Here is a 21,877-nt window from a genome sequence, read left to right as displayed (position 1 = left end):
AGATCAGCTATTGATGTCTAAAAGAATCGACTCCAAACGATCTTTAATCATTTCAGGAAGACGACGTTTTGCTTCTGTTGCTGCTAAATTTAATGCTTGTAAAAATGCAGCTTCATCCGCGTTACCATGACTCTTTACTACTATTCCGCGCAATCCTATCAGACTTGCACCATTGTAGTGGTCGGGGTTCATCTTATTGAGAACAGCTTGTATACGAGGAGCGATGAGTTTGGAGAGTAAACGAACAAAAAAACCATCATTCAAGCCACGTTTTAATTGGTGAACTAATAACTTGGCAATCCCTTCTGACGTTTTTAAAGTAATATTGCCGACAAAGCCATCACAGACAATCACATCAACATTACCAGTATAAATTTCATCCCCTTCAACGAAGCCAATATAATTGACTTGTTCAGTCTGTTGAAGAATTTGCCCTGCTTGTTGAACTTGATCATTGCCCTTAATCGCTTCAATACCGACATTAAGTAATGCCACTTTAGGACGGGGTTTCTTATGGACTGCTTCACATAATACAGACCCCATGATTGCAAACTGAAATAAGGTATCGGAGTCACAAGAGACATTTGCACCTAAATCAAGCAAATAAACAGGCTTTCCTGTCATAGTCGGTAAGCAAGACACCAAAGCGGGCCTATCAATACCAGGTAAGGTTTTTAATAGCACTTTAGCCATTGCCATTAATGCACCGGTATTACCGGCACTGACACAAGCAGTGGCTTTACCATCACGAACAAGTTCAAGCGCAATTCTCATGGAACTGTTTTTACGCGAACGCAAAGCATGAATTGGCCTATCACTCATGGTGACAACTTCAGTGGTATGGATAATTTCTATGCGAGCTAAATCAGTAGAGGATGTTTGAGGTAGATATTTTTCTATTTCGGTTTGATTACCAACCAAAATAATTTTTAAACTTGTGTGAAATTTCAATGCCTGCAAGGCTGCAGGCACTGTTACGTGGGGACCGTGATCGCCCCCCATCGCATCTAACGCAAGCGTCAGATCTTTCATTAGATTAACAACAAATTACTTGTTGATAACCTTTACACCGCGGTAAAAACCATCAGCAGTCACATTGTGACGTTGATGAATTTCACCACTAGTAGCGTCTACTGACAATTGAGCAGTGCTCAATGAATCATGTGAACGACGCATACCACGCTTTGAACGTGATTTTTTATTCTTTTGTACAGCCATTGGACCTGTCTCCTACGATTACTTGCTCTTCAGTTTTTCTAACACTGCAAACGGATTTGGACGCTCCTCATGAGCGGGTTCGATCTCGCCTACAACTATATCTTTCGATCCCAACTTACAATTACTATCATCATGCATCGGAATAATAGGCATAGCGACTATCAATTCATCTTCAATCAATTGATGCAGACGTACTTCGCCAATCTCATTACACTCAATTGGATCATACGCATCCGGGAGCTCATCGATTTCTGCCTCAGTCTTACAAGGACTAAAACAAAAGTCGACCGTAACCTCAGTAGTAAATTGTGTCATGCAGCGTTGACATAGCAGAGTGAGCTCCGTCACAGCCTTCCCGCGAAGGTAGACTATCCCCTGTAAATCGACACCACATTCTAACGACACAACTACGTCGGAACAGTCGCCGGCACATAACTCGCTTAATCGCTTTAATTGCTTACCTAAAATGAAACCTTCATATCGAAGACTACTCGAGGCAGCGCGTATAGGATCAATTGAAACCGGTATCTTTACTGTTTGCATAAGGCGCGCATATTATAGTTTGAAAACGCTGGAGTCAAAGAAAATTTCCGTAAAAATACGGTAACCTCACCTAAAAATGAACTTTAGATACTCTTCAATCCGGCATTAAATTTAAAAGTTGGCAAATTTTACCGAACCCTGCCCCATCACACAAGCATTACTCGAGAAAAATGATCCATTTACATTGATGAATACAGTAAACTGACTAATATTCTGTTATTAGCCAAGAAATAATGAAACAAACCCAATGAAATTCAAACTTGTACTTGCATCAACCTCACCTTTCCGTCAGCAATTATTGCGAAAATTAATGTTACCTTTTGACTGTGTTAATCCTGATATTGATGAAACGCCTTTTAAAGATGAAACAGCATTAGCCTTAGTGAAAAGGTTGGCAGAACAAAAAGCATTAGCTGGCGCGAACTTAATTGGTCAAACACCGGTGACACAATTCATTATTGGCTCAGATCAAGTTGCGTTAATTAACGGTCAGATTATCGGCAAGCCAAATACAATCGACAATGCGATAGCTCAATTAAGCGCTGCTTCAGGCCAAACAATCACTTTTTATACTGGTCTTGCGGTGTTCAATAATGTCACTAAACAAATGTTATCGTATGTTGAACCATTTACAGTACATTTTAAGCATTTATCTGCTGCGCAAATTCGCTATTACATCGACGCAGAACAACCTCTTTATTGTGCTGGGAGTTTTAAATGTGAAGGATTAGGTATTGCTCTTTTTGATCGTTTAGAAGGTGATGACCCTAATAGTTTAATCGGCCTGCCATTGATTAAGCTTATTTATTTACTAGAACAGCACGGCGTTGATGTACTCAGCAAAGAATCTGAACACTCCATAAAATAATGGTTTAATGCCGGTTAATTATGAGGAAATGGTTAACTTTAGAAATGTGAACATACGTGTAAAATAACAGGACATGCAGCGCAGAAAATTAGTAAGCTAATGATATACAGCGTCGACAGTACGTACTATCCGACGCTGTTATAGTTGTCGTGGTCAAGTTCAATCATAAACATAAGCCAACAAAGTTAAAGATATTGACGTATCTCAAGTGGCTGGTCGACAATTGCGCGTGGCTTTAACGTTCTCAATCTTGATTCACTATGGGCACCATAACTCACGCCAATACCCGCCATACCCGCATTATTGGCCATAGTTAAATCGTGAACCGAATCACCAATCATAATGGCTCTATCCGCAGTAATATCAAAATGAGTCAATAGCGAATATAACATCTCAGGATGCGGCTTACTTTCAGCATCATCTGCACAACGTGTCGCATGGAAATACTGACCTAATCCCGTGAGTTCAAGTACTTTATCTAGCCCCTCGCGTCCTTTGCCCGTAGCTACAGCCAATTGATAACCTGCGGCATGTAGATTGCGGATCAGCAATTCGACGCCCTCAAATAAAGGCGTAGGTTGCTCATGAGCAATATGGTGTCGTCGATAGCAACTAATAATCTGCTGATGATTCTGATGCTCAGCAAATAGAATCGGCATTATTTGAGGTAAAGATAAGCCGATAATATCTCTCACTTGTTGTTCTGATGGAATAGGCAAACTAAGCTCTCGTGCTACATCTTGCATACAAGACACTATGTGACCTACCGAGTCCATGAGTGTGCCATCCCAATCGAAAATGACCAGCTCAAAAGCCTTATCTTGACTATCCAATACCATTCCTTACTTCATTTACACACCACTGTGGGTGCTAGACTCTTTTTAATTTATCAAGCGTATTGAGTAACACTGGATCTAAAGGCGCTTTAACTCGCATGATTTCATTATTTTCAGGATGAGTAAATTTAAGCTCCGCCGCATGTAAAAAAAGACGGTCTAGTCCCAATACACGCATACTGTCATCAAATTGCTGTTCACTGTATTTATCATCGCAAGCTATTGCATGGCCAGCATATTGACAATGCACCCGAATTTGGTGAGTACGTCCAGTCACAGGACTCGCCTTAACCAAAGTACAACCCTGGTAACGTTGCATGATTTTATAACGAGTTTCCGACTCTTTACCCTCTTTATTAACCCGTACGATACGTTCGCCCGACTTTAAGGTGATTTTTAATAATGGTGCCTTAACCACTTTATCGCTTGCTTGCCAATCACCTCGAACCAGAGCTAGATAATCTTTTTGCATGGTTTTACTGCGTAATTGCTCATGCAAATGCTTTAACGCACTGCGCTTTTTAGCCACAAGCAAAACGCCAGAGGTATCTTTATCTAATCGATGTACTAATTCTAAAAACTTCTGCTGCGGACGCAGTGAACGCAAACCTTCAATCACACCATAATCGACACCGCTACCACCATGCACAGCAATACCAGCAGGTTTATTTAGGACAATTAAATGATTATCTTCATGGATAATACGGTCTTCAAGCTGCGACACTCTCGATAAATTAGGCGAAGGTGCTTTGCGATTGTCTTTTTCTGCAACTCGAACTGGTGGTATACGAACAATGTCATCTATTTGTAATTTGTAGTCAGGTTTAATACGTTTTTTATTCACCCGCACTTCCCCTTTACGTACGATCCGATAGATCATACTTTTGGGAACACCTTTTAATTTAGTTAGCAAAAAATTATCGATTCGTTGTTCAAAATGATCTTCGTCGATAGTCACGTATTCAACTTGGGGAGTAGTTTCAGTATTCATGATGCGCCATATAGTGGGGACCCCAATAGTGTACCTTATCTTGTAAATGCTTGGCTATTGCCACATAAGACTTGAAATAAATACATGAAAGAATATGGGCTTTTGATTGCTGAAAATAACGATTGTTGCTATATTTGCCCACAGGTTGAGAGTAAACAGTGGATAAAGTGTTCACAACTTTCACCAAATGCGAAAAACTAACAGTTAAAAAAACAGACTTTACCGGTAGCAACTCATTGATTTGCAAATTGTATTCATTAAAAAACGACAAAAACCGTTTGTACAATTAAACCGTAAGTATTTAGTAAAGATTTTAATTTAACTGTAGTAAATCGCCCCAAATTCGAACAACATTTTAGCTTGTTATCAAACAAACCGATTCGACTTGGGCATTAACGGATTAAAATACCATAATTTATGGGGTTGGTTGAAACTCAACCAATTCCTTGTTTTTGTAAACATTAGAAAATGAGCCATAAATAGGATGCGACACGCAGTGACTGCGTTTTACAGTAATGAGCACCTAATTGCCTGGATCTAACCGTGAGGTTATACCGATTAATTCAGGCCCGTAATGCAGAAAAATCGTGTTGTTTGATGACCTCATTCAGAAGAATCACGTCATCATGAAACGTATGTTAATTAATGCAACTCAATCAGAAGAGTTGCGCGTAGCCCTAGTAGATGGGCAAGAGCTGTATGATTTAGACATCGAAAGTCCAGGTCACGAACAGAAAAAATCTAATATCTACAAAGGTAAAATCACTCGAGTAGAACCGTCACTTGAAGCTGCATTTGTTGATTACGGTGCAGATCGTCACGGTTTTTTACCCCTAAAAGAAATTGGTCGCGAATACTTCCCTAAAGGTTATTCATTCCAAGGTCGCCCAAACATTAAAGAAGTTGTTCAGGAAGGCCAAGAAGTTATCGTTCAGATTGATAAAGAAGAACGTGGCAACAAAGGCGCAGCACTAACAACCTTTATTAGTCTTGCAGGCTCTTACTTAGTCTTAATGCCTAATAACCCTCGTGCTGGCGGTATTTCTCGTCGTATCGAAGGTGATGAACGCACCGAACTCAAAGAGGCGATGTCTGAGTTAGATGTACCTAATGGTATGGGCTTAATTGTTCGTACTGCAGGTGTAGGAAAAGAATCAACAGAGCTAAAATGGGACTTAAAAGTACTTCAACATCATTGGGATGCCATTCTAGAAGCTGCTCAAAGTAAAGCAGCACCATTCTTAATTCATCAAGAAAGTAACGTGATTGTACGCGCTATTCGTGACTATTTACGTCGTGATGTTGGCGAAATCCTTATCGATCACCCACGTATTTTCGAAGAAGCCAAAATGCACATTGGTTTGGTTCGCCCTGACTTTGTAGAACGCGTAAAACTATACGATTCTGAAGTGCCACTATTTACTCACTTCCAGATTGAATCACAAATTGAATCGGCGTTCCAACGGGAAGTTCGTTTGCCTTCAGGCGGATCAATTGTTATTGACCCAACAGAAGCATTAACGTCTATCGATATCAACTCTGCCCGTGCAACAAAAGGCGGCGATATTGAAGAAACTGCATTAAACACTAACCTTGAAGCAGCCGATGAAGTGGCTCGTCAATTACGTCTTCGTGACCTAGGTGGCTTAGTAGTAATCGACTTTATCGACATGACACCAGTGCGTCATCAGCGTGAAGTTGAGAACCGTTTACGTGATGCAGTGCATCATGACCGTGCACGCGTACAATTAGGCCGTATTTCTCGTTTTGGTTTAATGGAAATGTCACGCCAACGTTTACGTCCTTCACTTGAAGAGTCAGCGGCACATATATGCCCACGTTGTCATGGTCAAGGTACGATTCGAAGTACTGAATCATTAGCGCTTTCTATCCTGCGTTTAATGGAAGAAGAAGCGATTAAAGAGAATACCACCCAAATAGAAGCTATTGTGCCTGTTGATGTGGCGGCATTCTTATTAAATGAAAAACGTAAAGCAATTCGTATTACAGAAGAACGTCATCAAGTTGAAGTGTACATCATCCCAGATGCTAATATGCAAACACCTGACTACCGTGTCGTTCGTCGTAAAAGTGATGACGAAGTCTGTGAATCAAGCTACAAGCGTGTAGAACAGCCTGCTGCAAATCTGTATGAACCTCGTAAACTTGAACGTGCAGCTTCGCCAGAACCAGCGTTAAAAGGCTTCGCGTCACCACAAAAAGCACCAGAAGCACCAGTAGCTGCTACTCCAGTTGCGAAAACACCTACCGCTGCAGCGCCAACTCAACCTGGTTTCTTCGCTCGTATCGTATCCGCTATTAGTGCATTATTTTCTGATAGCAGCACCGACACTAAAGAAGTTAAACCAAGCACTCCGACTAAAAACAATAGTCAGACAAATAATCGTCGTCCACGTCGTAATGACAGCCGCAACGATAACGCTAATCGTAATGACAAACGCAATGACAGTCGTAATGACAATCGTCGTCAGCGTAATGACAGTGATAAGCCAAAAGATGGTGTAGAACCGCGTACTCGTAACAAGCGTAATGATCGAAATAGCAAAACCAATACTCAAGACGACAACGCACGCAACAAACCACAAACTGAAAAAGTAGATAAGCCACTACCGCAAACTACTGATACTAAAGTTGCTGAGGCTAAAACTGCTGAAGTTAAAGTCAGTACTGAAAAGTCGCCTAAGCAAGAAGCCGCACGAGAGCGTCGTCAACGTCGTAACCTTCGTCGTAAAGTTCGTATTGAAAATGAGCAAAATGAAGAGTCAGTTGTAAAAGCAACTGACACTAACACCACCGATAACATCGATAAAGACACAGCAGCGATAGCCGCTAATGTGTCAGAAACCAATACAGTAGAAGCCAAAGCAACTGAAGAAAAAACAGAAGCAAAAGCTACTCGTAGCCGTCGTCAGCCAAGAAAAGACCGAAGTGAATCGTCTGCTGAAGTGAAAAACACGGCAGTTTCAACTGCTGCAGATAACGCCGAAATAGCACCGACGCTATCAACAACTGACATGACTCAGCAAGCTGGTCATGACCAAACTGGCACAGATACACTAGCAAAAACCGACACGGTAAATGCTGAACAGACTGATGAACAATCATCCGCCGTAAATGCGTCTACTGAAGAAACTGCAAGCCAAGAGAAAACGGTTGCAGAAAATGATGATGACTCAGCTGAAGGTCGCGAAGGTCAACGTCGTAGTCGTCGTAGTCCGCGTCACCTTCGTGCTGCTGGTCAACGTCGTCGTCGTGATGAAAGTGACACTACTCAACCTGCAGTATTTACCTCTGTTGATGAGCTAGAAAAGCAACTAGATGCCGAGCAATCACAAAGTAAACTGCCTGCAACAAAAGCAGACCAACCTACCGAAGTGAACGAGACGAAAACAGAAACACAAGTCGCTCCAGTTGAAGTGGTAGCAGAAACGAAAGCGGTAGAGACTCCTGTCGTAGAATCAACAGTTGAAACTAAAGCTGTTGAAAATGTCGTTGAAGCAAAAGCTGTCGAGCCTGTTGTACAACCAACTGCTGAAAAAGTGATTGAACCAACCAAGGTTGTAGAGCAACCAGTTGTATCGGTAACGGCTGAAGTGGAAGTTAAAGCAGAACCCATCAGTGCAGAACCGGCACTAAACATTGAACGTGAAAAAGCTGTTGCGTCAAATGCTTCTGCGCCTATGGCCAAACCTGCTGCGATTACACGCAAGGCTAAACCGCAAATAGCGCCAGAAGTTAAAGTCGATGTTAGTGAAACTACACCGGCAGACGTTGCACCTAAAACTGTTGCTAAAACCAGTCGCTTTGGTTCTATGGTGTCATCAGATATGACTAAGCCAACTGTAGATGTTCGTGAACAACAAGCAGTTCCGCAAGGACGTTCTTATGACGCACAAACAACAGAAGCCAACGTCGAAAAAGTGGCCCAAGGTAATAGTGCATCATCTGGCATGGCTCGCCCTGGTAAGTAACATCTTAAGGTATCTTTCGACTCCTTAACAAAAAGGCCATGCTCTGCATGGCTTTTTTATTTGTCATTTTTCTATGTCCAATGTCAATTACGAAGAGTTCATGCTGATACATTTAACACACCTGATATACACAAGTGAATTGAATGCGCTTAGTTCAGCGATAATAACTTGGTTGTCAGCCCTTGTTAGACATTAGTGAGATAGCGTAAACATGTGACATTATTGAATTCGAGTTGATTGAAAAATCCAGAACAAAAAAAGAGCAACGATTGTATATGCAATCGTTGCCCCTTTTTATTAAATTCAAGATTAGTTTTTACGTTTATCGGCAAATTTACTCATGACTTTATCAAACTTAGGTTTAACCACTAATTGACAATAAGGCTGCTCACCGTGTTTGGCAAAGTAGTCTTCATGATAATTCTCAGCAGGGTAAAAAGTATCAAATGCACTCACTTCGGTCACTATCGGTTTAGACCATATATGTTGTTCAGTTAATGCGTTAATAAACCGATTAGCAGCATCAATTTGCTGACTATTATGAGCAAAAATAACTGAACGATATTGTGGTCCTTTGTCATTACCCTGCTGATTTAATGTCGTTGGGTCATGACTTTCAAATAACACTGCTAATAAAGTCTCATAACTAATCACTGCGGGATCAAACTCAATTTGTATCACTTCAGCATGACCCGTACGACCAGAACAGACCGCATCATAATTGGCATCTTTGGCGTCGCCACCACAATAACCCGACTTAACACTCTGTACGCCTTTAAGCTGCGAAAAAATGGCTTCAATACACCAAAAACACCCTGCACCAAAGGTTGCTTTCTCGTTTGGCGTACTAGCAGAGCTTACTTGGCTTAGTTCATCCAATGGTGTAAACACCATCGACACAGAATTGACACAATGACGAATATTGTTTTCTGTTAAATGTTCACCTTCAAATACATGGCCCAAATGACCGCCACATTGTGCACAGGTAATTTCGGTTCTGTGACCATCGGCATCAAGAGTATGCTTTACCGCTCCTTCAATTTCGTTGTCAAATGCAGGCCAGCCACAATGAGCATTAAACTTATGTTCACTTTTATATAAAGGTGCAAGACACTTTTTACACAAATACATGCCCTGAACATCATGATCGACATATTCACCACTAAAAGGACGTTCAGTGCCTTTCTGTTCAATAACGTATTTTTCAAATTCAGTTAAATTATTCATTACTGTTCTCATTGAGTTTACTTGTCGCTTAAATAAACAATACGTGAGATCTGCGGCATCAGTTCAACCATTGCAAAGCGAAGACGCGCAAATAATTGCGACAAAGTGTGACTAAGGTTACCATTGCAGTGGGTCAACACACTAATAAGAAATACATAATGAAACTAAATACAATTGATTACCTTGTACCAGATAGTGCTGAGCGCTTTGTTGAATCTCTTCGTGAAACGGGCTTTGGGGTATTATCAAACCACCCTATTCAAAAGCAACTTGTCGAAGATATTTATAAAGAATGGTACAGTTTCTTTCAATCCGAACAAAAACATGACTTTTTGTTTAAAGCAGAAACTCATGATGGTTTTTTCCCAGCATCGATTTCTGAAACAGCCAAAGGCAACAACGTAAAAGATATCAAAGAATATTATCACGTGTATCCTTGGGGCCGTATTCCTGATTCATTAAAAGCAAATATTCTTGCCTATTATGAACATGCCAATGCCTTAGCATCAGAGTTACTTAGCTGGATTGAGCAATACACTCCACCAGAAGTGGCTGTTAAATATACTATTCCGTTACCAGACATGATTGCCCAAAGCCAACAAACTTTATTGCGAATTTTACATTACCCACCAATGCAAGGTGATGAAGAAATGGGGGCTATTCGTGCTGCAGCACATGAAGATATTAATCTCATAACCTTATTACCTGCAGCAAATGAACCAGGGTTACAAGTTAAAACCCAAAGCGGTGAATGGATTGATGTTCCCAGTGACTTTGGCAGCATCATTATTAACATCGGTGACATGTTGCAAGAAGCTTCAGGTGGTTACTTCCCGTCGACATCTCACCGAGTCATTAATCCTGAAGGTGCTGATAAAACTAAGTCTCGAATTTCACTACCTTTATTTTTACACCCCAATCCAGAAGTGGTGTTATCTGAGCGCTACACAGCCAACAGTTACTTAATGGAAAGATTACGTGAGTTAGGCGTTATTTAATCTGATTTGCATAGATACCAAGCGCCTTAGGGCGCTTTTTTTATGCTTTTAGTTATCTAACAAGGTACAATATGCCCATTATATTGATTAGATTTTTTTCTTCGTTCTAGCATTCGATTATAAGGCAACATCATGGCAATTCAGTGGTATCCAGGACACATGCACAAAGCACGTAAAGAGATTGAAGAGGCAATGCCTCAAGTGGATCTCGTTATTGAAGTGCTAGATGCACGTATTCCCTACAGCAGTGAAAATCCTATGGTGTCGCAACTCCGTGGTGATAAACCTTGTATTAAATTGCTCAATAAATCTGATTTAGCCGATCCTGAAGTCACTGCTCGGTGGATTGAATACTTAGAGCGTGAACAAGGCGTTCAGGCATCAGCAATCACCACTTTACAACCAGGAATGGTAAGAAGTATTCCAGATCTTTGCCGTAAACTTGTGCCGCATCGTGACACCATGGAAAAAGACATCCGTACCATGATAATGGGTATTCCTAACGTCGGTAAATCTACAATTATTAATACGTTAGCAGGCCGAACTATTGCCAAAACTGGTAATGAACCCGCGGTCACCAAAAATCAGCAGCGTATTAATTTACGTAACGGAATTGTGCTGTCTGATACTCCAGGGATTTTATGGCCGAAAGTGGATAATGAAGCCAGCAGTTATAGACTTGCTGTCACCGGCGCAATCAAAGATACCGCGATGGAATATGAAGACGTAGCCATGTTCGCTGCCGATTACTTTCTTAAAGCTTATCCTGACGAAATTTGTGAACGATATAAGCTTAAATCGCTACCAGCTACCGATATTGAATTACTCGAAGCCATTAGTCGATCTCGCGGAGCACTTCGTCCTGGCGGACGAGTTGATTACCATAAAGTGTCAGAACTATTACTGCATGAATACCGTGCAGGGAAAATCGGCTTATTAAGCCTTGAAACTCCCGAAATGGCTGAAAAAGAAAAAACTGAAGTGGCACGTAAGATGGCTGAAAAAGAAGCCTTGAAGCAACAAAAGATTGAGCAAGAAAAGTTAAAACGTTCTGGCAAGCGTCATAACGATTAACTTTGTGCATAGTTAGTTTGGTAATAACTCTTTTAGAATGACAATATTAGTTGTTAGTTTTAGTGATTAGTTACATACACCATATTTAATCAAAGTCTATTTTTGGCAGCAACCAGTTGAGCAGCTAACGCTGTAAGACTGGCTTCAAGTAAATCGATGACCAATTCAAACCCCATCTCACCGCCATAATAAGGATCAGGCACCTCCTGCTCCTCACTGTCAGCGAACGCCAAAATCAAATGTAATTTATATTGATAATCTGTAGGACAACGCTCAAGCAAATCAGCTAAATTTGCTTCATCAGCAGCCAATATAAGATCAAAATCTTCAAAATCACTATTGCTGACTTGCCTTGCTTTCATACCCGAAAAATCTAATCCGCGTTTAACCCCGGCAACGACGCTACGATGATCAGGTGCATTACCCTTGTGATAAGCCATGATTCCAGCTGAGTCGATATTAAGTTGTAAATTATGTCTCTCTGCCTGTTGTTTAAATACTGCCTCCGCAGTGGGAGAGCGACATATATTACCCATACAGACGAATAGCACGGAGTTTATTTTTGCTAGATAAACATCTTTAATCATTCATTGCGCCTTAATCACTCAAAATCATCACATTAGAAACTAAATGGTGATGAATATAATCAAACTTACAAGGTTAATCAGAATATGATCTCTAAATCAAAACCGACTATAGTGTGCTTATCAGACAAACGAATTATTGTTTAGGTCTTTCACGCAAAAATGTGGCAAATCTTGGTGTGCCTTTTTGAGTTAAGCCTAAATATTGATAGGTAATGGTAGATCCTATTAAAGGTGGGTTCTCTCGTTGTTTATCACTTAGACCACTACCTACATTGAACACTATGCCAGAAGATGTTTTTACGACCAAAGCTCCCAACATGCCACGATATTTACCTTTCCCTTGTGTATGGCCAATCACTATCGCTTCAGCATCATATTTTGGTTTTAGTTTAACAATATATTCACTACGACCAACGGCATAATAAGCTTGCTGATAATGTAACATCAATCCTTCACCGCCAGCATTAACGACAGAATCGAGCTGTGAAAATAGAGCTTCAGCTGAAGCCACTGTATCCTGCTTGATAACCTGTAAATGTTTAGAGTTCGCACTTTTTACCAACATTTTCATCGCTAAATAGCGTTCAATAAAAGGGCCAGAATGCTGTGGCAAATCAAACATCATAAACTTAACTTCCTGCCAGTCTTCTTCAGGGACTTGTTGGCGTCGAACTAAGGCCGAAATCTGTTCAAAATGGTTACGGCCCAGCCAAAGTTCACCGTCAATAGCGGCATTAGGGAACCCAATGATAAATGAGTCAGGTAATACTATGTTTCGGCCACTGCGAGTCAACATTCTTTTGCCATCCCAATAACCCCGAACGCCGTCAAGTTTTTCGCTGACTAAATACTTAGATATCTCTATATCAGGATCATATTGAGTTGCTAATTGAATGGGAGGTGTGGGTAAAACTTCACAGTGTGTGGGGAAACAATATAGTCCAAATAATATCAAAAATATAAAATAGATTATCTTACTCATATGCAATCCTTGCGATAGTTGAGATCCTTTAAGTACTGACTTACCTTAGCTGTACATTTTTAACGGCACATAATGTATTTATTAATAAAAATATTTATATGCCTTTCGACACTCGTAATTTATCTGCTTTTCTACAATCGAGCATCAAACTTTCATTATCCTAACAACGTTAAAATGGACACAGCAAAGCCTAGTACATTCGAATGGATTGTCCACCCAAAACTTCAATCCAAAATGATATACAACATTTGAGATAATTTACTGCTGGAAGCATATGAACGGAATGTTACAATCTACAGAATTAAAATCAAAAAGATAATGAGCCAAATGAAACCAGAGAACAATCATGGTCTAAAACGCGTATTTCGAGCTACAGGGTTTTCAATATTAGGTCTAAAGTCAGCATGGAAAAACGAAGCGGCATTTAGACAAGAAACAGTGCTTGCTTGCCTAATGCTACCCGTTGCACTGCTACTCAACATCAGCAGTACTGAACGTATTTTACTTATTATGGCCGTGTTAATTGTATTGATTGTTGAATTATTGAACTCAGCTATTGAAGCGGTAGTTGATCGGGTTGGTGATGAGATCCACCCACTCAGTGGACAGGCAAAAGATATTGCGTCAGCAGCAGTCTTTATCAGTTTAGTATTGTGCGCGTTCACATGGGGTATCATCATTTGGCCATTACTGTCTTAATCGACACTCAAAATAACTAATCGGTGCTTTCATTGAGCGTCAAAATTGAAATAGCTTTTTCAATATATGCCAGTCGTTCATTTTCGGCCCAATAAGCAGCATACACATGTCGGCGAATACATTTAGCATCATTCACATAAAATAATGTGCGATTATCTAACAAGGGTTGAATAAGTGCCTCAGGTAAAAATGCACAACCACCATTATTGAGGATAAAATCCAAGGCCATACGGGCAGAGCTGGTATGTAATACCGGTATCGGTAACATCGTAAAATCTTGAGCGTGGGTAATATTAAAGGCTGTCCCCCAATCCACTTTAACATAAGGTAAATTAGGTGTTTGAGTTAGATTAACGTTCTGTTGTTTAGACACTAAGTATAGTTTGACTTGAGCAAGCTTAACCAATGTCACTTCGTCCAATTTAGGGGGATCAAAAGTGATTGCGATATCTAAAGTGCGTGCTATTAGTTGGCGGTTCATTACCAATGCAGACAAAACATCAGTTCTTAAAGCAACACCTTCTAAGCACAAATGTAATGGCTGTAAAAAGCCTTGAAAATACGAATCCCAAATATTATTACCAGTAGATAATGTCAATTGAGCGTTGTGCTGTTGGTTTAAAGTAATATCCTGTTTTGCCCTTTCCCAAGCATTAAGAACCGCTTCAGCGTGACCAAGCATTCTTTCACCTGCAGGTGTTGGTTGAATATTGTTACGTAAGCGCTCAAAAAGTTCTATACCCAAAATATTTTCTAATTGTTTTATCCTAAAACTAACAGCACTTCGAGTGAGATAAAGGTTTTCTGCCGCTTTACCAAAGTGCCTAGTTCGAGATACTTCTAAGAAGGTTTTTAATAAATCTGTATCCATAAAAATTCTTTACCAATAAGGACAAAATATTTTGATTTAAAAAATGATAATACTAGCCAATACTCCAGTTGCAAATCTTTATATCTCATAATCTGGAAGGTATTAGCCATGTCTCAGCAATCATTTATCAATGCGAAACAAGCTATTGGAGCTCATACCAATGGGACCAATGACAGCTTTCACTCTTCTAAACGCTTCTATGATGACGTTAATTTCCCTAAAGGATTTAAACGTTGTGGTGACTTTACCAGTAAAGAAGCGGATTTGCTTGAACAACACGGTCAAGCAATGAAAAATTTGGCTGAAGGTAGTCAAATTCCATGTAACGTTGATGAAGATCAATTTGTACAAGTTTCCCAAGGTAAATTGCCCGCCTCAACCGCAATGGAATTATTGTGGATTAAATATTGTCGCTTAGCAAAAGGCAAACCCTTTTATGCTGTTGTAGGCACGATTCATACTCCCTCTAGCGCTAAAGTCGAAATAGAATTTGACGATATTGAAAGTGATGCATCTGACACCGATGAAGCTGAATAGATTCAATATTTAAGCAACCAAAGCAATCGCTTACAATGCATAACAATTAGTTCACAACTACCTAAAAGTAGAGTCTATTATTTACTCTACTTTTAGGTGCATTTGGCCAAAATATCATTCTATATTTTCTCTATTTATTCACAACTCACTGTCACATCACACTTTGACACTAAAATGGGTACTTTTACGTGTTTGAGCTCAAACTACCAATGAAAACTTGATTTAGCACAACAACTCGCTACAAAAACTTCACATTTAATGACAAAATGCTAGTATGTATATCGAACTGTTTGTCCTATTTATCCTGGTCTAATGTTTATGTCGATGCATTTAACATCCCTTTTTGGATATCATCGTTACATAAATTAGGTATCAGATACGACAACAGCATCATATGAAGACGCATATCTTGTGACACTAGTAAAAAAGAATAAATGCGGAGTTTCAATGATTAAACCTTTTTTTTGTATTGCCATAATGTTATTTGGTACTCAGACGGCGATTTCAGCTCAGAGCCAGAGTGACCATTCATCAACAACAGATAAATACACCATAGACATAGGTGTGTTTTATGCTAACTCCGATTCAAATATGGCTGTCACAAATCCTAAAAATGGTGGTGTTTTTCTAATAGATTTTGAAGATGAATTTTTACTCGCTGAAGAACAATACCTACCCTACTTTGAATTTACCTACGAATTTAATCAACGACATAAACTTTTCATCGATTGGAAATCCTTAGATCGCGAAGCTAACAACAACTCAATAAGTCAGGACTTTATCCTTGAAGATATTGACGGTCAGGACTATTTGATTGAAACAGGAGCAGCCCTCAATACCGAATTCAACATTGATATATTACGTATCGGCTACGGTTATGATATTTGGCAAGGATCAAATTATGCAGTAGGAGTTTCCGTGGGTTTACACACTATGTTTGTCGAAATTGAATTTCAGGGAAATATAGGCACATGTGCGCTAGATTCAAGCTTAACAAGTCAATGTAGTAATGTGGTCGCTACACCAAACGTCGTTGATTACAGCGTTACTGCACCATTACCAAATTTAGGCGTTTATGGTTCTTACGAGTTTTATCCAGATTTAACATTTTCTGCACATGCACAATATTTTACCATTAAATATGACGATGTTGACGGGTCGTTAATCGATGTCCGTTTAGGTGTTGAAGCAAAAATTTGTGACAACTGGTCACTGAAACTAGCCTACAATTATTATGATGTTGATATCTCAATAGAAAAACAACGTAGAATAAATGATAATAAGATAAAAACTTTTGATCACAATATTAACTACAGTTTTACAGGCCCCATGTTTGCTATTTCTTATGCATTTTAGCCTTCGTTTATTCAATAAAAAGCATCTTATGATGCTTTTTTTGTGATTGGCAAAATGATAATGTCCTATTATTTATTTTACTATACTAAATTCATCTTAATGTCTTTTCATTGTCCTGCTCACGAGGCACTTAATGTCTAACACCTTATTGCAAACCGCTGCTGCTAATTTAAAAAAAGCGGTGCCGTTAATGTTAAAATACAAAATCCCCACTACACCAACAAATTATGCACTTTGGTATGCTTATGTCGGTGAGCAAAATCCATTACTTAACCAAGAATTGGATACCGCAGTCAAACAGAATCAAACTTATTCACCCGTGACCAGTGAATTATTATACCGAAAGCATGTGGCAGATCCGGTTGAGCTTAATGTGCGAGATATGCGCAAAAACCTTGATGCTATGGTATGCGAATTATCTCAATCACTTAAAGATACTAATTTAGACACCGAAACCTTTCAAACTCAAATAGAGAAAGATTTTAAAAAATTAAATGACCTTGAAAACCAAGGCTTCTCACTCGAACAAGTCATCGGTGTTATTAGAAGTATTGTTAAAGAATCATCTAACATTCGTTCCAGTACCGAGAGTTTTACTGAACAGTTACAAAAAGCCCAATCCGAAATTAATATTCTCAAAACTCGCTTAGCAGAGTCCGAAAAAGACATGTTATTTGATGCATTAACTAATGTATTAAATCGCCGCGCATTTGACCACGACATTGAAGCACAAGTCAGTTTATCTCCTGCTGGAACATGTTTGATTATCATTGATATCGACCACTTTAAAGTATTCAACGATACCTTTGGTCATCAACTTGGTGACTTAGTCTTGAAAACAGTCGCAAAACGGATTCAAGAAGCTTGCCGAGACGGGATTAAACTGTATCGTTTTGGTGGTGAAGAGTTCGCCATTATTGTACCAAGTAGCCAGTTTAGAGTAGCCAGACAGCTAGCAGAAGGGATTCGAAGAGCACTAGAGAAACTCAGTGTTAAAGATAGGCGTAGTGACAAAGTCATTGACTCAATTACCGCCTCTTTTGGCGTATGTGAGTGGAAGCCGAAACAAAATGTATCCCAGTTGATTGAAGCAACAGATAAGTTACTATACGAAGCAAAGCGTTTGGGTCGTAACAGAGTGATGCCAATCGCAAATTAACCTTTCTGCTAATATCAATTGATTGTTCGCCCACTTTTGCATGCTCATACTGAAAAGCTAACAGCAGAAAAAGTTGGGCTTAATATTTTCTACTGCGGATTATTTCGGTAATTGCAGATAAGCAGCGGCATTATCCGCTGTAGCCGCTTTTAAATGAGGCACATAACCTAAAAATGGTCCCTGCATCATTTGCTGTAAACTGTTGAGGTTGTCGTCAATAAAAGCCATTTCAATATCGACTTGATTCGCCACCCACCCTGCTATCGTTAATCCGTCGGCCAGTACCGCCTCTTGAGTTAACAATGCATGGTTTAAACAGCCTAACTTCATGCCTACGACTAAAATAACACCAACGTTAGCTGCCGCCAGTTGACCTTGAATTAGTCGAGATTTTTGTAGCTTGGCCTGCAATAATTTAACGGTATCAGACAAAAACTCACCATTACCTAATGGTAAACGCCAACCACCAGCGCCTTCAATTAATGCAAAATCAGCTTGTTGCATCGCCGGATGATACATAGCATCAAGTACTGTTTGTGCCGTTAAAATCTGATTAACTTGTTTAGCGGCAATGTGCGGTGCAATAGCAGGCTCAAAACAAATAGGATTAATCGCCGAATATGGCAAATCCATGTTCGACTGCGCAATTAGCATTAAAGCATCACTGTTACGCAATCCTGCGTCGGTGGGAACACATCCTGAAGCTATCGGTTTAAAACCACATTTATCGCCTTGGGCTTTAGCTAAAAGAGCTGCCGAAATTAAGGTTTTACCACTGTCAGTATCGGTTCCTGTCACAAAATATAGCATAGCGTCAGCCTCGTTTAGCATGGATATACGCAATTTGATAAGTTAATGGCAAGCCTTTTTCGGTACGCAGACTTTCTGCCAACGCGACACGTTGCTGCCATTGTCGCTTGGTGAGCGAGTGACGCTGCTTACCTGCACCATGTTGGTCAAATGACGCCCCCACACCTTTTATTGAATATAGTAAGCTGCGTAAATCATCGAAATACACCCTAATACTCTCAACCTTAATATCGACGCTGTGCCAGTCATCCGGCGTCACTTGAGATACGTTAAATGCAGTCTTAAGCGTGGATACTGAATCAAATTGATTGACGTGGAAACCTAAGCTTTCCAATTCAGCTAAACTGCCATCTACCACTACGCTGAGGTAACATTCACCTCCAGATCGTAATACTCGATGAAACTCAGCAAACGCTTTAGGTAAGGTTTGGCACCACTGTAAGGCTAAATTTGAATAGATACTGTCCATAGAATCACTTTGCAAACCTAGTGCTTGGGCATCAGTGCAAAGAGGCAAATAATCAGGATGCTGTTGAACCAACTGTGTAAGCATGCCATGAGAGATATCAACTGCAACTATTTGGTTTACTCGTTCAAAAGCTTTAAAACATGTCCCGGGACCGGCTCCGACATCAAGTAAGGTGCCACACAAGTTAGCCTGTTGTAGCAACTGTTTGGCGCTAATGCGTTGCAATACATCATGTTGCTTGTATTGAGCAGCAGCTATTGAAAATGTGTTTGCAACCGGATTATCTAACGTCATGGGGGCTCTCAAAGGTACGACTTATTTGACTACTGATTTATCAACTGCTTGTGGAACTAATACAGCCTGCATCGAATTATTATCATGTTGATGAATAAGAACAGCTACTGCGGCAACAAGTTCATGAATATCAATAGCTTGATGTTGTGCGTTTAACGTCACACGTAAACGCTCCTGCCCTTTTGGTACCGTTGGTGAACGAATAGCACCCACCAAAAAACCTTGTTGTGTTAACTGCTCTGCAATTGCCATTACGCGATGATTATCACCGATCATAATCGGCTGAATAGCGGTCGTTGAAGATGTAATATTAAGTTTGTTTTCCACTGCAAGTTGCCTAAACAGTGCGATGTTAGCCGTTAGTTGTGTCAATAAGTGTGGATTAGCTTGTTGCCAATTTATCGCAGCTAAGGCTAACTGAGCATTAGCTGGTGACAACGCGGTAGAATAAATATACTCACGACAAGTCGCAATTAAGTAATCAATCACCTCTTGCGAGGCTAAAATAGCCGCGCCTTGCCCCCCTATTGCCTTACCAAATGTTACCACTTGAATATCGACATTATCGGCATTAACAAATGAGCTAGATAGCAAACCAAAACCGTGGGCATCATCGACAATCAGCCAACAGTCATGCTGTTGGCATAGCGCGGATAGTTCAGAAATAGGCGCTATATCGCCATCCATACTAAACACACTTTCGGTAACAACAGCAGTATGAGGATTACGCTCAATAAGGCGCTCTGCACTGCTAATATCGTTATGTAAAAAACGACGAATTTTACTGCCACTGTCTTGCAACCCATCTATGACAGAGGCATGCACCAATTTGTCGGCTATTACAATGTCATCGCTGTTAAATAGGGTTTTCATTAACGCACTGTTTGCACTAAAACCGGAACTAAATAACATGCAAGCTTGGTGACCAGTAAGTTCACATAAACGTTTTTCAAGCGCTACATGAGCTTGGTTATAACCACTCACAAGAGGTGATGCGCGACTGCCGACACCATACTGCTGTGCCCCAGCATAAAGTGCTAAAGCTAAAGCGGGTTCACGGGCTAAGCCTAAGTAATCATTATGGCTAAAATCAATCACCGCATGCTGTTTTGTTGCCATCATATGTCGTTGGCGTAAAAGGCCAGTAGCCTGCAGTTCAGCAAGCTTATCACTTATCCGCTGAGTTAATGGGTGCAATCCAATGACAGGTTGTCCTGATACGGTCATATAAAATTATAACGCCGCGGCATCAAAAAACTGTTTAGTCGACTTATCTTGTTTAGCGCTGGCTTTGGCTAATAATGCACTATCATTTTCGATATTGGCTTGTGGGCCTTGCTCTGGGTGTAACCCTAAACGTCGGAATAAACTCATGTCATCGTTTTCTTCAGGGTTAGGCGTCGTCAACAACTTACAACCGTAGAAAATAGAGTTAGCACCAGCAAAGAAACACATTGATTGCAGTTCATCACTCATGCTTTCACGTCCAGCAGATAAGCGCACCCGTGATTTAGGCATGATAATACGCGCTACTGCAATAGTGCGCACAAACTCAAGTGGGTCAAGATCATCTATTTTTTCAAACGGCGTACCGGCCACTTTAACCAGCATGTTGATTGGTACAGAATCTGGATGTTGTTCTAAATTGGCCAATTGTTGCAGTAAACCTGCGCGATCGGTTGCTTGCTCGCCCATACCCACAATGCCACCAGAACATACCTTCATCCCAGAAGCCCGTACGTTTGTTAATGTATCTAAACGGCTTTGATAAGTGCGAGTGGTGATAACGTCGCCGTAATATTCGGGTGAGGTATCAAGGTTATGGTTGTAATAATCTAAACCCGCATCAGCTAATGTATCAGCCTGTTCAGACGACAACATACCTAATGTCATGCAGGTTTCCATGCCTAAAGCGCGGACATCTTTTACCATTTTCGTTAAATATGGCATGTCTTTGTCACGTGGGTTACGCCAAGCGGCCCCCATACAAAAACGTGAGGCTCCTGCCGCTTTAGCACTTTTAGCCTCTGTTAATACTTTTTCAATTTCAAGCAAACGTTCTTTTTCAAGACCGGTGTCGTAACGTGCACTTTGTGGACAATATTTACAGTCCTCAGGACATGCACCCGTTTTAATTGATAAAAGACGGCTGATCTGCACTTCGTTAGGGTCAAATGTTTCACGATGAATACTGTGCGCTTTAAACAATAAATCATTCATAGGCAACGCAAATAATGCTTCGATTTGTGATTTTTGCCAATCGTGACGAACTTCAGCTAACGACATGGATCATTCCTTTTTTTATTTTATGTTGGCTAGGATACCCTGAGCCCGTAAACTGTCAACGCAGCTATTACTTCACGCTT

The 21,877-nt window shown here is 40.3% G+C and carries 21 protein-coding genes; 8 read left to right on the top strand and 13 right to left on the bottom strand.

The features are described from left to right. Nucleotides 1-3 precede the first annotated feature (3 nt). Genes plsX through yceD form a run of 3 tightly spaced genes read right to left on the bottom strand, consistent with a single transcriptional unit; the run spans nucleotide 4 to nucleotide 1,761 of the window. Nucleotides 4-1,032 carry a phosphate acyltransferase PlsX gene (plsX, locus tag FCN25_RS18075; protein ID WP_137226780.1) on the bottom strand — a complete coding sequence of 343 codons (1,029 nt, stop codon included), beginning with the start codon at nucleotides 1,030-1,032 and terminating at the stop codon, nucleotides 4-6. 15 nt (nucleotides 1,033-1,047) lie between these two features. Continuing rightward, nucleotides 1,048-1,218, bottom strand: coding sequence for a 50S ribosomal protein L32 (rpmF, locus tag FCN25_RS18070; protein WP_137226779.1), 171 nt, complete (start codon nucleotides 1,216-1,218; stop codon nucleotides 1,048-1,050). Between the two features lie 18 nt (nucleotides 1,219-1,236). Further along, nucleotides 1,237-1,761 (bottom strand): 23S rRNA accumulation protein YceD, encoded by a 525-nt coding sequence (gene yceD, locus FCN25_RS18065; protein ID WP_137226778.1) that lies wholly within the window; start codon nucleotides 1,759-1,761, stop codon nucleotides 1,237-1,239. Nucleotides 1,762-2,008: 247 nt separating this feature from the next. On the opposite strand from yceD, the gene FCN25_RS18060 reads away from it, so the two are divergent. Next, entirely contained in the window at nucleotides 2,009-2,629 is a 621-nt protein-coding gene (locus FCN25_RS18060; protein ID WP_137226777.1) for a nucleoside triphosphate pyrophosphatase, read from the top strand. A gap of 185 nt (nucleotides 2,630-2,814) precedes the next feature. Here FCN25_RS18060 and FCN25_RS18055 read toward each other — a convergent pair whose 3' ends face one another. Continuing rightward, nucleotides 2,815-3,468: an HAD-IIIA family hydrolase gene (locus FCN25_RS18055; RefSeq protein WP_137226776.1), complete on the bottom strand. Its 654-nt coding sequence runs from the start codon at nucleotides 3,466-3,468 to the stop codon at nucleotides 2,815-2,817. 31 nt (nucleotides 3,469-3,499) lie between these two features. Next, nucleotides 3,500-4,456 (bottom strand): 23S rRNA pseudouridine(955/2504/2580) synthase RluC, encoded by a 957-nt coding sequence (gene rluC, locus FCN25_RS18050; protein WP_137226775.1) that lies wholly within the window; start codon nucleotides 4,454-4,456, stop codon nucleotides 3,500-3,502. 626 nt (nucleotides 4,457-5,082) lie between these two features. Between rluC and rne the strand changes: the two genes are divergently transcribed. Then, entirely contained in the window at nucleotides 5,083-8,448 is a 3,366-nt protein-coding gene (rne, locus tag FCN25_RS18045; protein ID WP_137226774.1) for a ribonuclease E, read from the top strand. 309 nt (nucleotides 8,449-8,757) lie between these two features. On the opposite strand, the gene FCN25_RS18040 is transcribed toward rne, so the two are convergent. Further along, nucleotides 8,758-9,675: a bifunctional methionine sulfoxide reductase B/A protein gene (locus tag FCN25_RS18040; RefSeq protein WP_137226773.1), complete on the bottom strand. Its 918-nt coding sequence runs from the start codon at nucleotides 9,673-9,675 to the stop codon at nucleotides 8,758-8,760. A gap of 158 nt (nucleotides 9,676-9,833) precedes the next feature. Between FCN25_RS18040 and FCN25_RS18035 the strand changes: the two genes are divergently transcribed. Together FCN25_RS18035 and ylqF are read left to right on the top strand one after the other, a co-directional pair. Continuing rightward, nucleotides 9,834-10,673, top strand: coding sequence for an isopenicillin N synthase family oxygenase (locus FCN25_RS18035; RefSeq protein ID WP_137226772.1), 840 nt, complete (start codon nucleotides 9,834-9,836; stop codon nucleotides 10,671-10,673). A gap of 132 nt (nucleotides 10,674-10,805) precedes the next feature. Continuing rightward, on the top strand, nucleotides 10,806-11,747 hold the full coding sequence (gene ylqF / locus FCN25_RS18030) for a ribosome biogenesis GTPase YlqF (RefSeq protein WP_137226771.1): 942 nt from the start codon (nucleotides 10,806-10,808) through the stop codon (nucleotides 11,745-11,747). An 89-nt stretch (nucleotides 11,748-11,836) separates the two neighbouring features. Here the strand turns inward: ylqF and FCN25_RS18025 are convergent, their stop codons facing one another. After that, entirely contained in the window at nucleotides 11,837-12,334 is a 498-nt protein-coding gene (locus tag FCN25_RS18025) for a low molecular weight protein-tyrosine-phosphatase (protein ID WP_137226770.1), read from the bottom strand. Nucleotides 12,335-12,467: 133 nt separating this feature from the next. Next, on the bottom strand, nucleotides 12,468-13,316 hold the full coding sequence (locus FCN25_RS18020) for a DNA ligase (RefSeq protein ID WP_137226769.1): 849 nt from the start codon (nucleotides 13,314-13,316) through the stop codon (nucleotides 12,468-12,470). 327 nt (nucleotides 13,317-13,643) lie between these two features. On the opposite strand from FCN25_RS18020, the gene FCN25_RS18015 reads away from it, so the two are divergent. Next, entirely contained in the window at nucleotides 13,644-14,015 is a 372-nt protein-coding gene (locus tag FCN25_RS18015) for a diacylglycerol kinase (RefSeq protein ID WP_137226768.1), read from the top strand. Between the two features lie 16 nt (nucleotides 14,016-14,031). Here the strand turns inward: FCN25_RS18015 and FCN25_RS18010 are convergent, their stop codons facing one another. Next, nucleotides 14,032-14,886, bottom strand: a complete 855-nt coding sequence (locus FCN25_RS18010) for a LysR family transcriptional regulator (protein WP_137226767.1) — start codon at nucleotides 14,884-14,886, stop codon at nucleotides 14,032-14,034. A 108-nt stretch (nucleotides 14,887-14,994) separates the two neighbouring features. On the opposite strand from FCN25_RS18010, the gene FCN25_RS18005 reads away from it, so the two are divergent. The 3 genes from FCN25_RS18005 to FCN25_RS17995 all read left to right on the top strand — a co-directional run bounded on the left by FCN25_RS18005 (nucleotide 14,995) and on the right by FCN25_RS17995 (nucleotide 17,938). Then, entirely contained in the window at nucleotides 14,995-15,423 is a 429-nt protein-coding gene (locus FCN25_RS18005) for a DUF413 domain-containing protein (RefSeq protein WP_137226766.1), read from the top strand. A 447-nt stretch (nucleotides 15,424-15,870) separates the two neighbouring features. Further along, nucleotides 15,871-16,779: a DUF481 domain-containing protein gene (locus tag FCN25_RS18000; protein ID WP_137226765.1), complete on the top strand. Its 909-nt coding sequence runs from the start codon at nucleotides 15,871-15,873 to the stop codon at nucleotides 16,777-16,779. Nucleotides 16,780-16,912: 133 nt separating this feature from the next. Next, a complete protein-coding gene (locus tag FCN25_RS17995) occupies nucleotides 16,913-17,938 on the top strand; it encodes a GGDEF domain-containing protein (RefSeq protein ID WP_137226764.1) in 1,026 nt (341 codons plus the stop codon). A 99-nt stretch (nucleotides 17,939-18,037) separates the two neighbouring features. Here the strand turns inward: FCN25_RS17995 and bioD are convergent, their stop codons facing one another. From bioD to bioB, 4 genes are read right to left on the bottom strand one after another with little or no spacing between them, the layout of a single operon-like run. After that, complete coding sequence (bioD, locus tag FCN25_RS17990; protein WP_137226763.1) at nucleotides 18,038-18,748, bottom strand: dethiobiotin synthase; 711 nt, start codon at nucleotides 18,746-18,748, stop codon at nucleotides 18,038-18,040. 4 nt (nucleotides 18,749-18,752) lie between these two features. Continuing rightward, complete coding sequence (locus FCN25_RS17985; protein WP_137226762.1) at nucleotides 18,753-19,511, bottom strand: methyltransferase domain-containing protein; 759 nt, start codon at nucleotides 19,509-19,511, stop codon at nucleotides 18,753-18,755. 21 nt (nucleotides 19,512-19,532) lie between these two features. Further along, entirely contained in the window at nucleotides 19,533-20,738 is a 1,206-nt protein-coding gene (locus FCN25_RS17980; RefSeq protein WP_137226761.1) for an 8-amino-7-oxononanoate synthase, read from the bottom strand. A 6-nt stretch (nucleotides 20,739-20,744) separates the two neighbouring features. Next, the gene (gene bioB / locus FCN25_RS17975) at nucleotides 20,745-21,797 is read right to left on the bottom strand and encodes a biotin synthase BioB (protein WP_137226760.1); all 1,053 of its coding nucleotides are present in this window, start codon (nucleotides 21,795-21,797) and stop codon (nucleotides 20,745-20,747) included. Nucleotides 21,798-21,877 lie beyond the last annotated feature (80 nt).

The sequence above is a fragment of the Shewanella sp. MEBiC00475 genome (assembly GCF_005234075.1).
Lineage (GTDB): Bacteria > Pseudomonadota > Gammaproteobacteria > Enterobacterales > Shewanellaceae > Shewanella > Shewanella polaris.
This window is presented reverse-complemented; position numbering and strand designations above follow the sequence as displayed.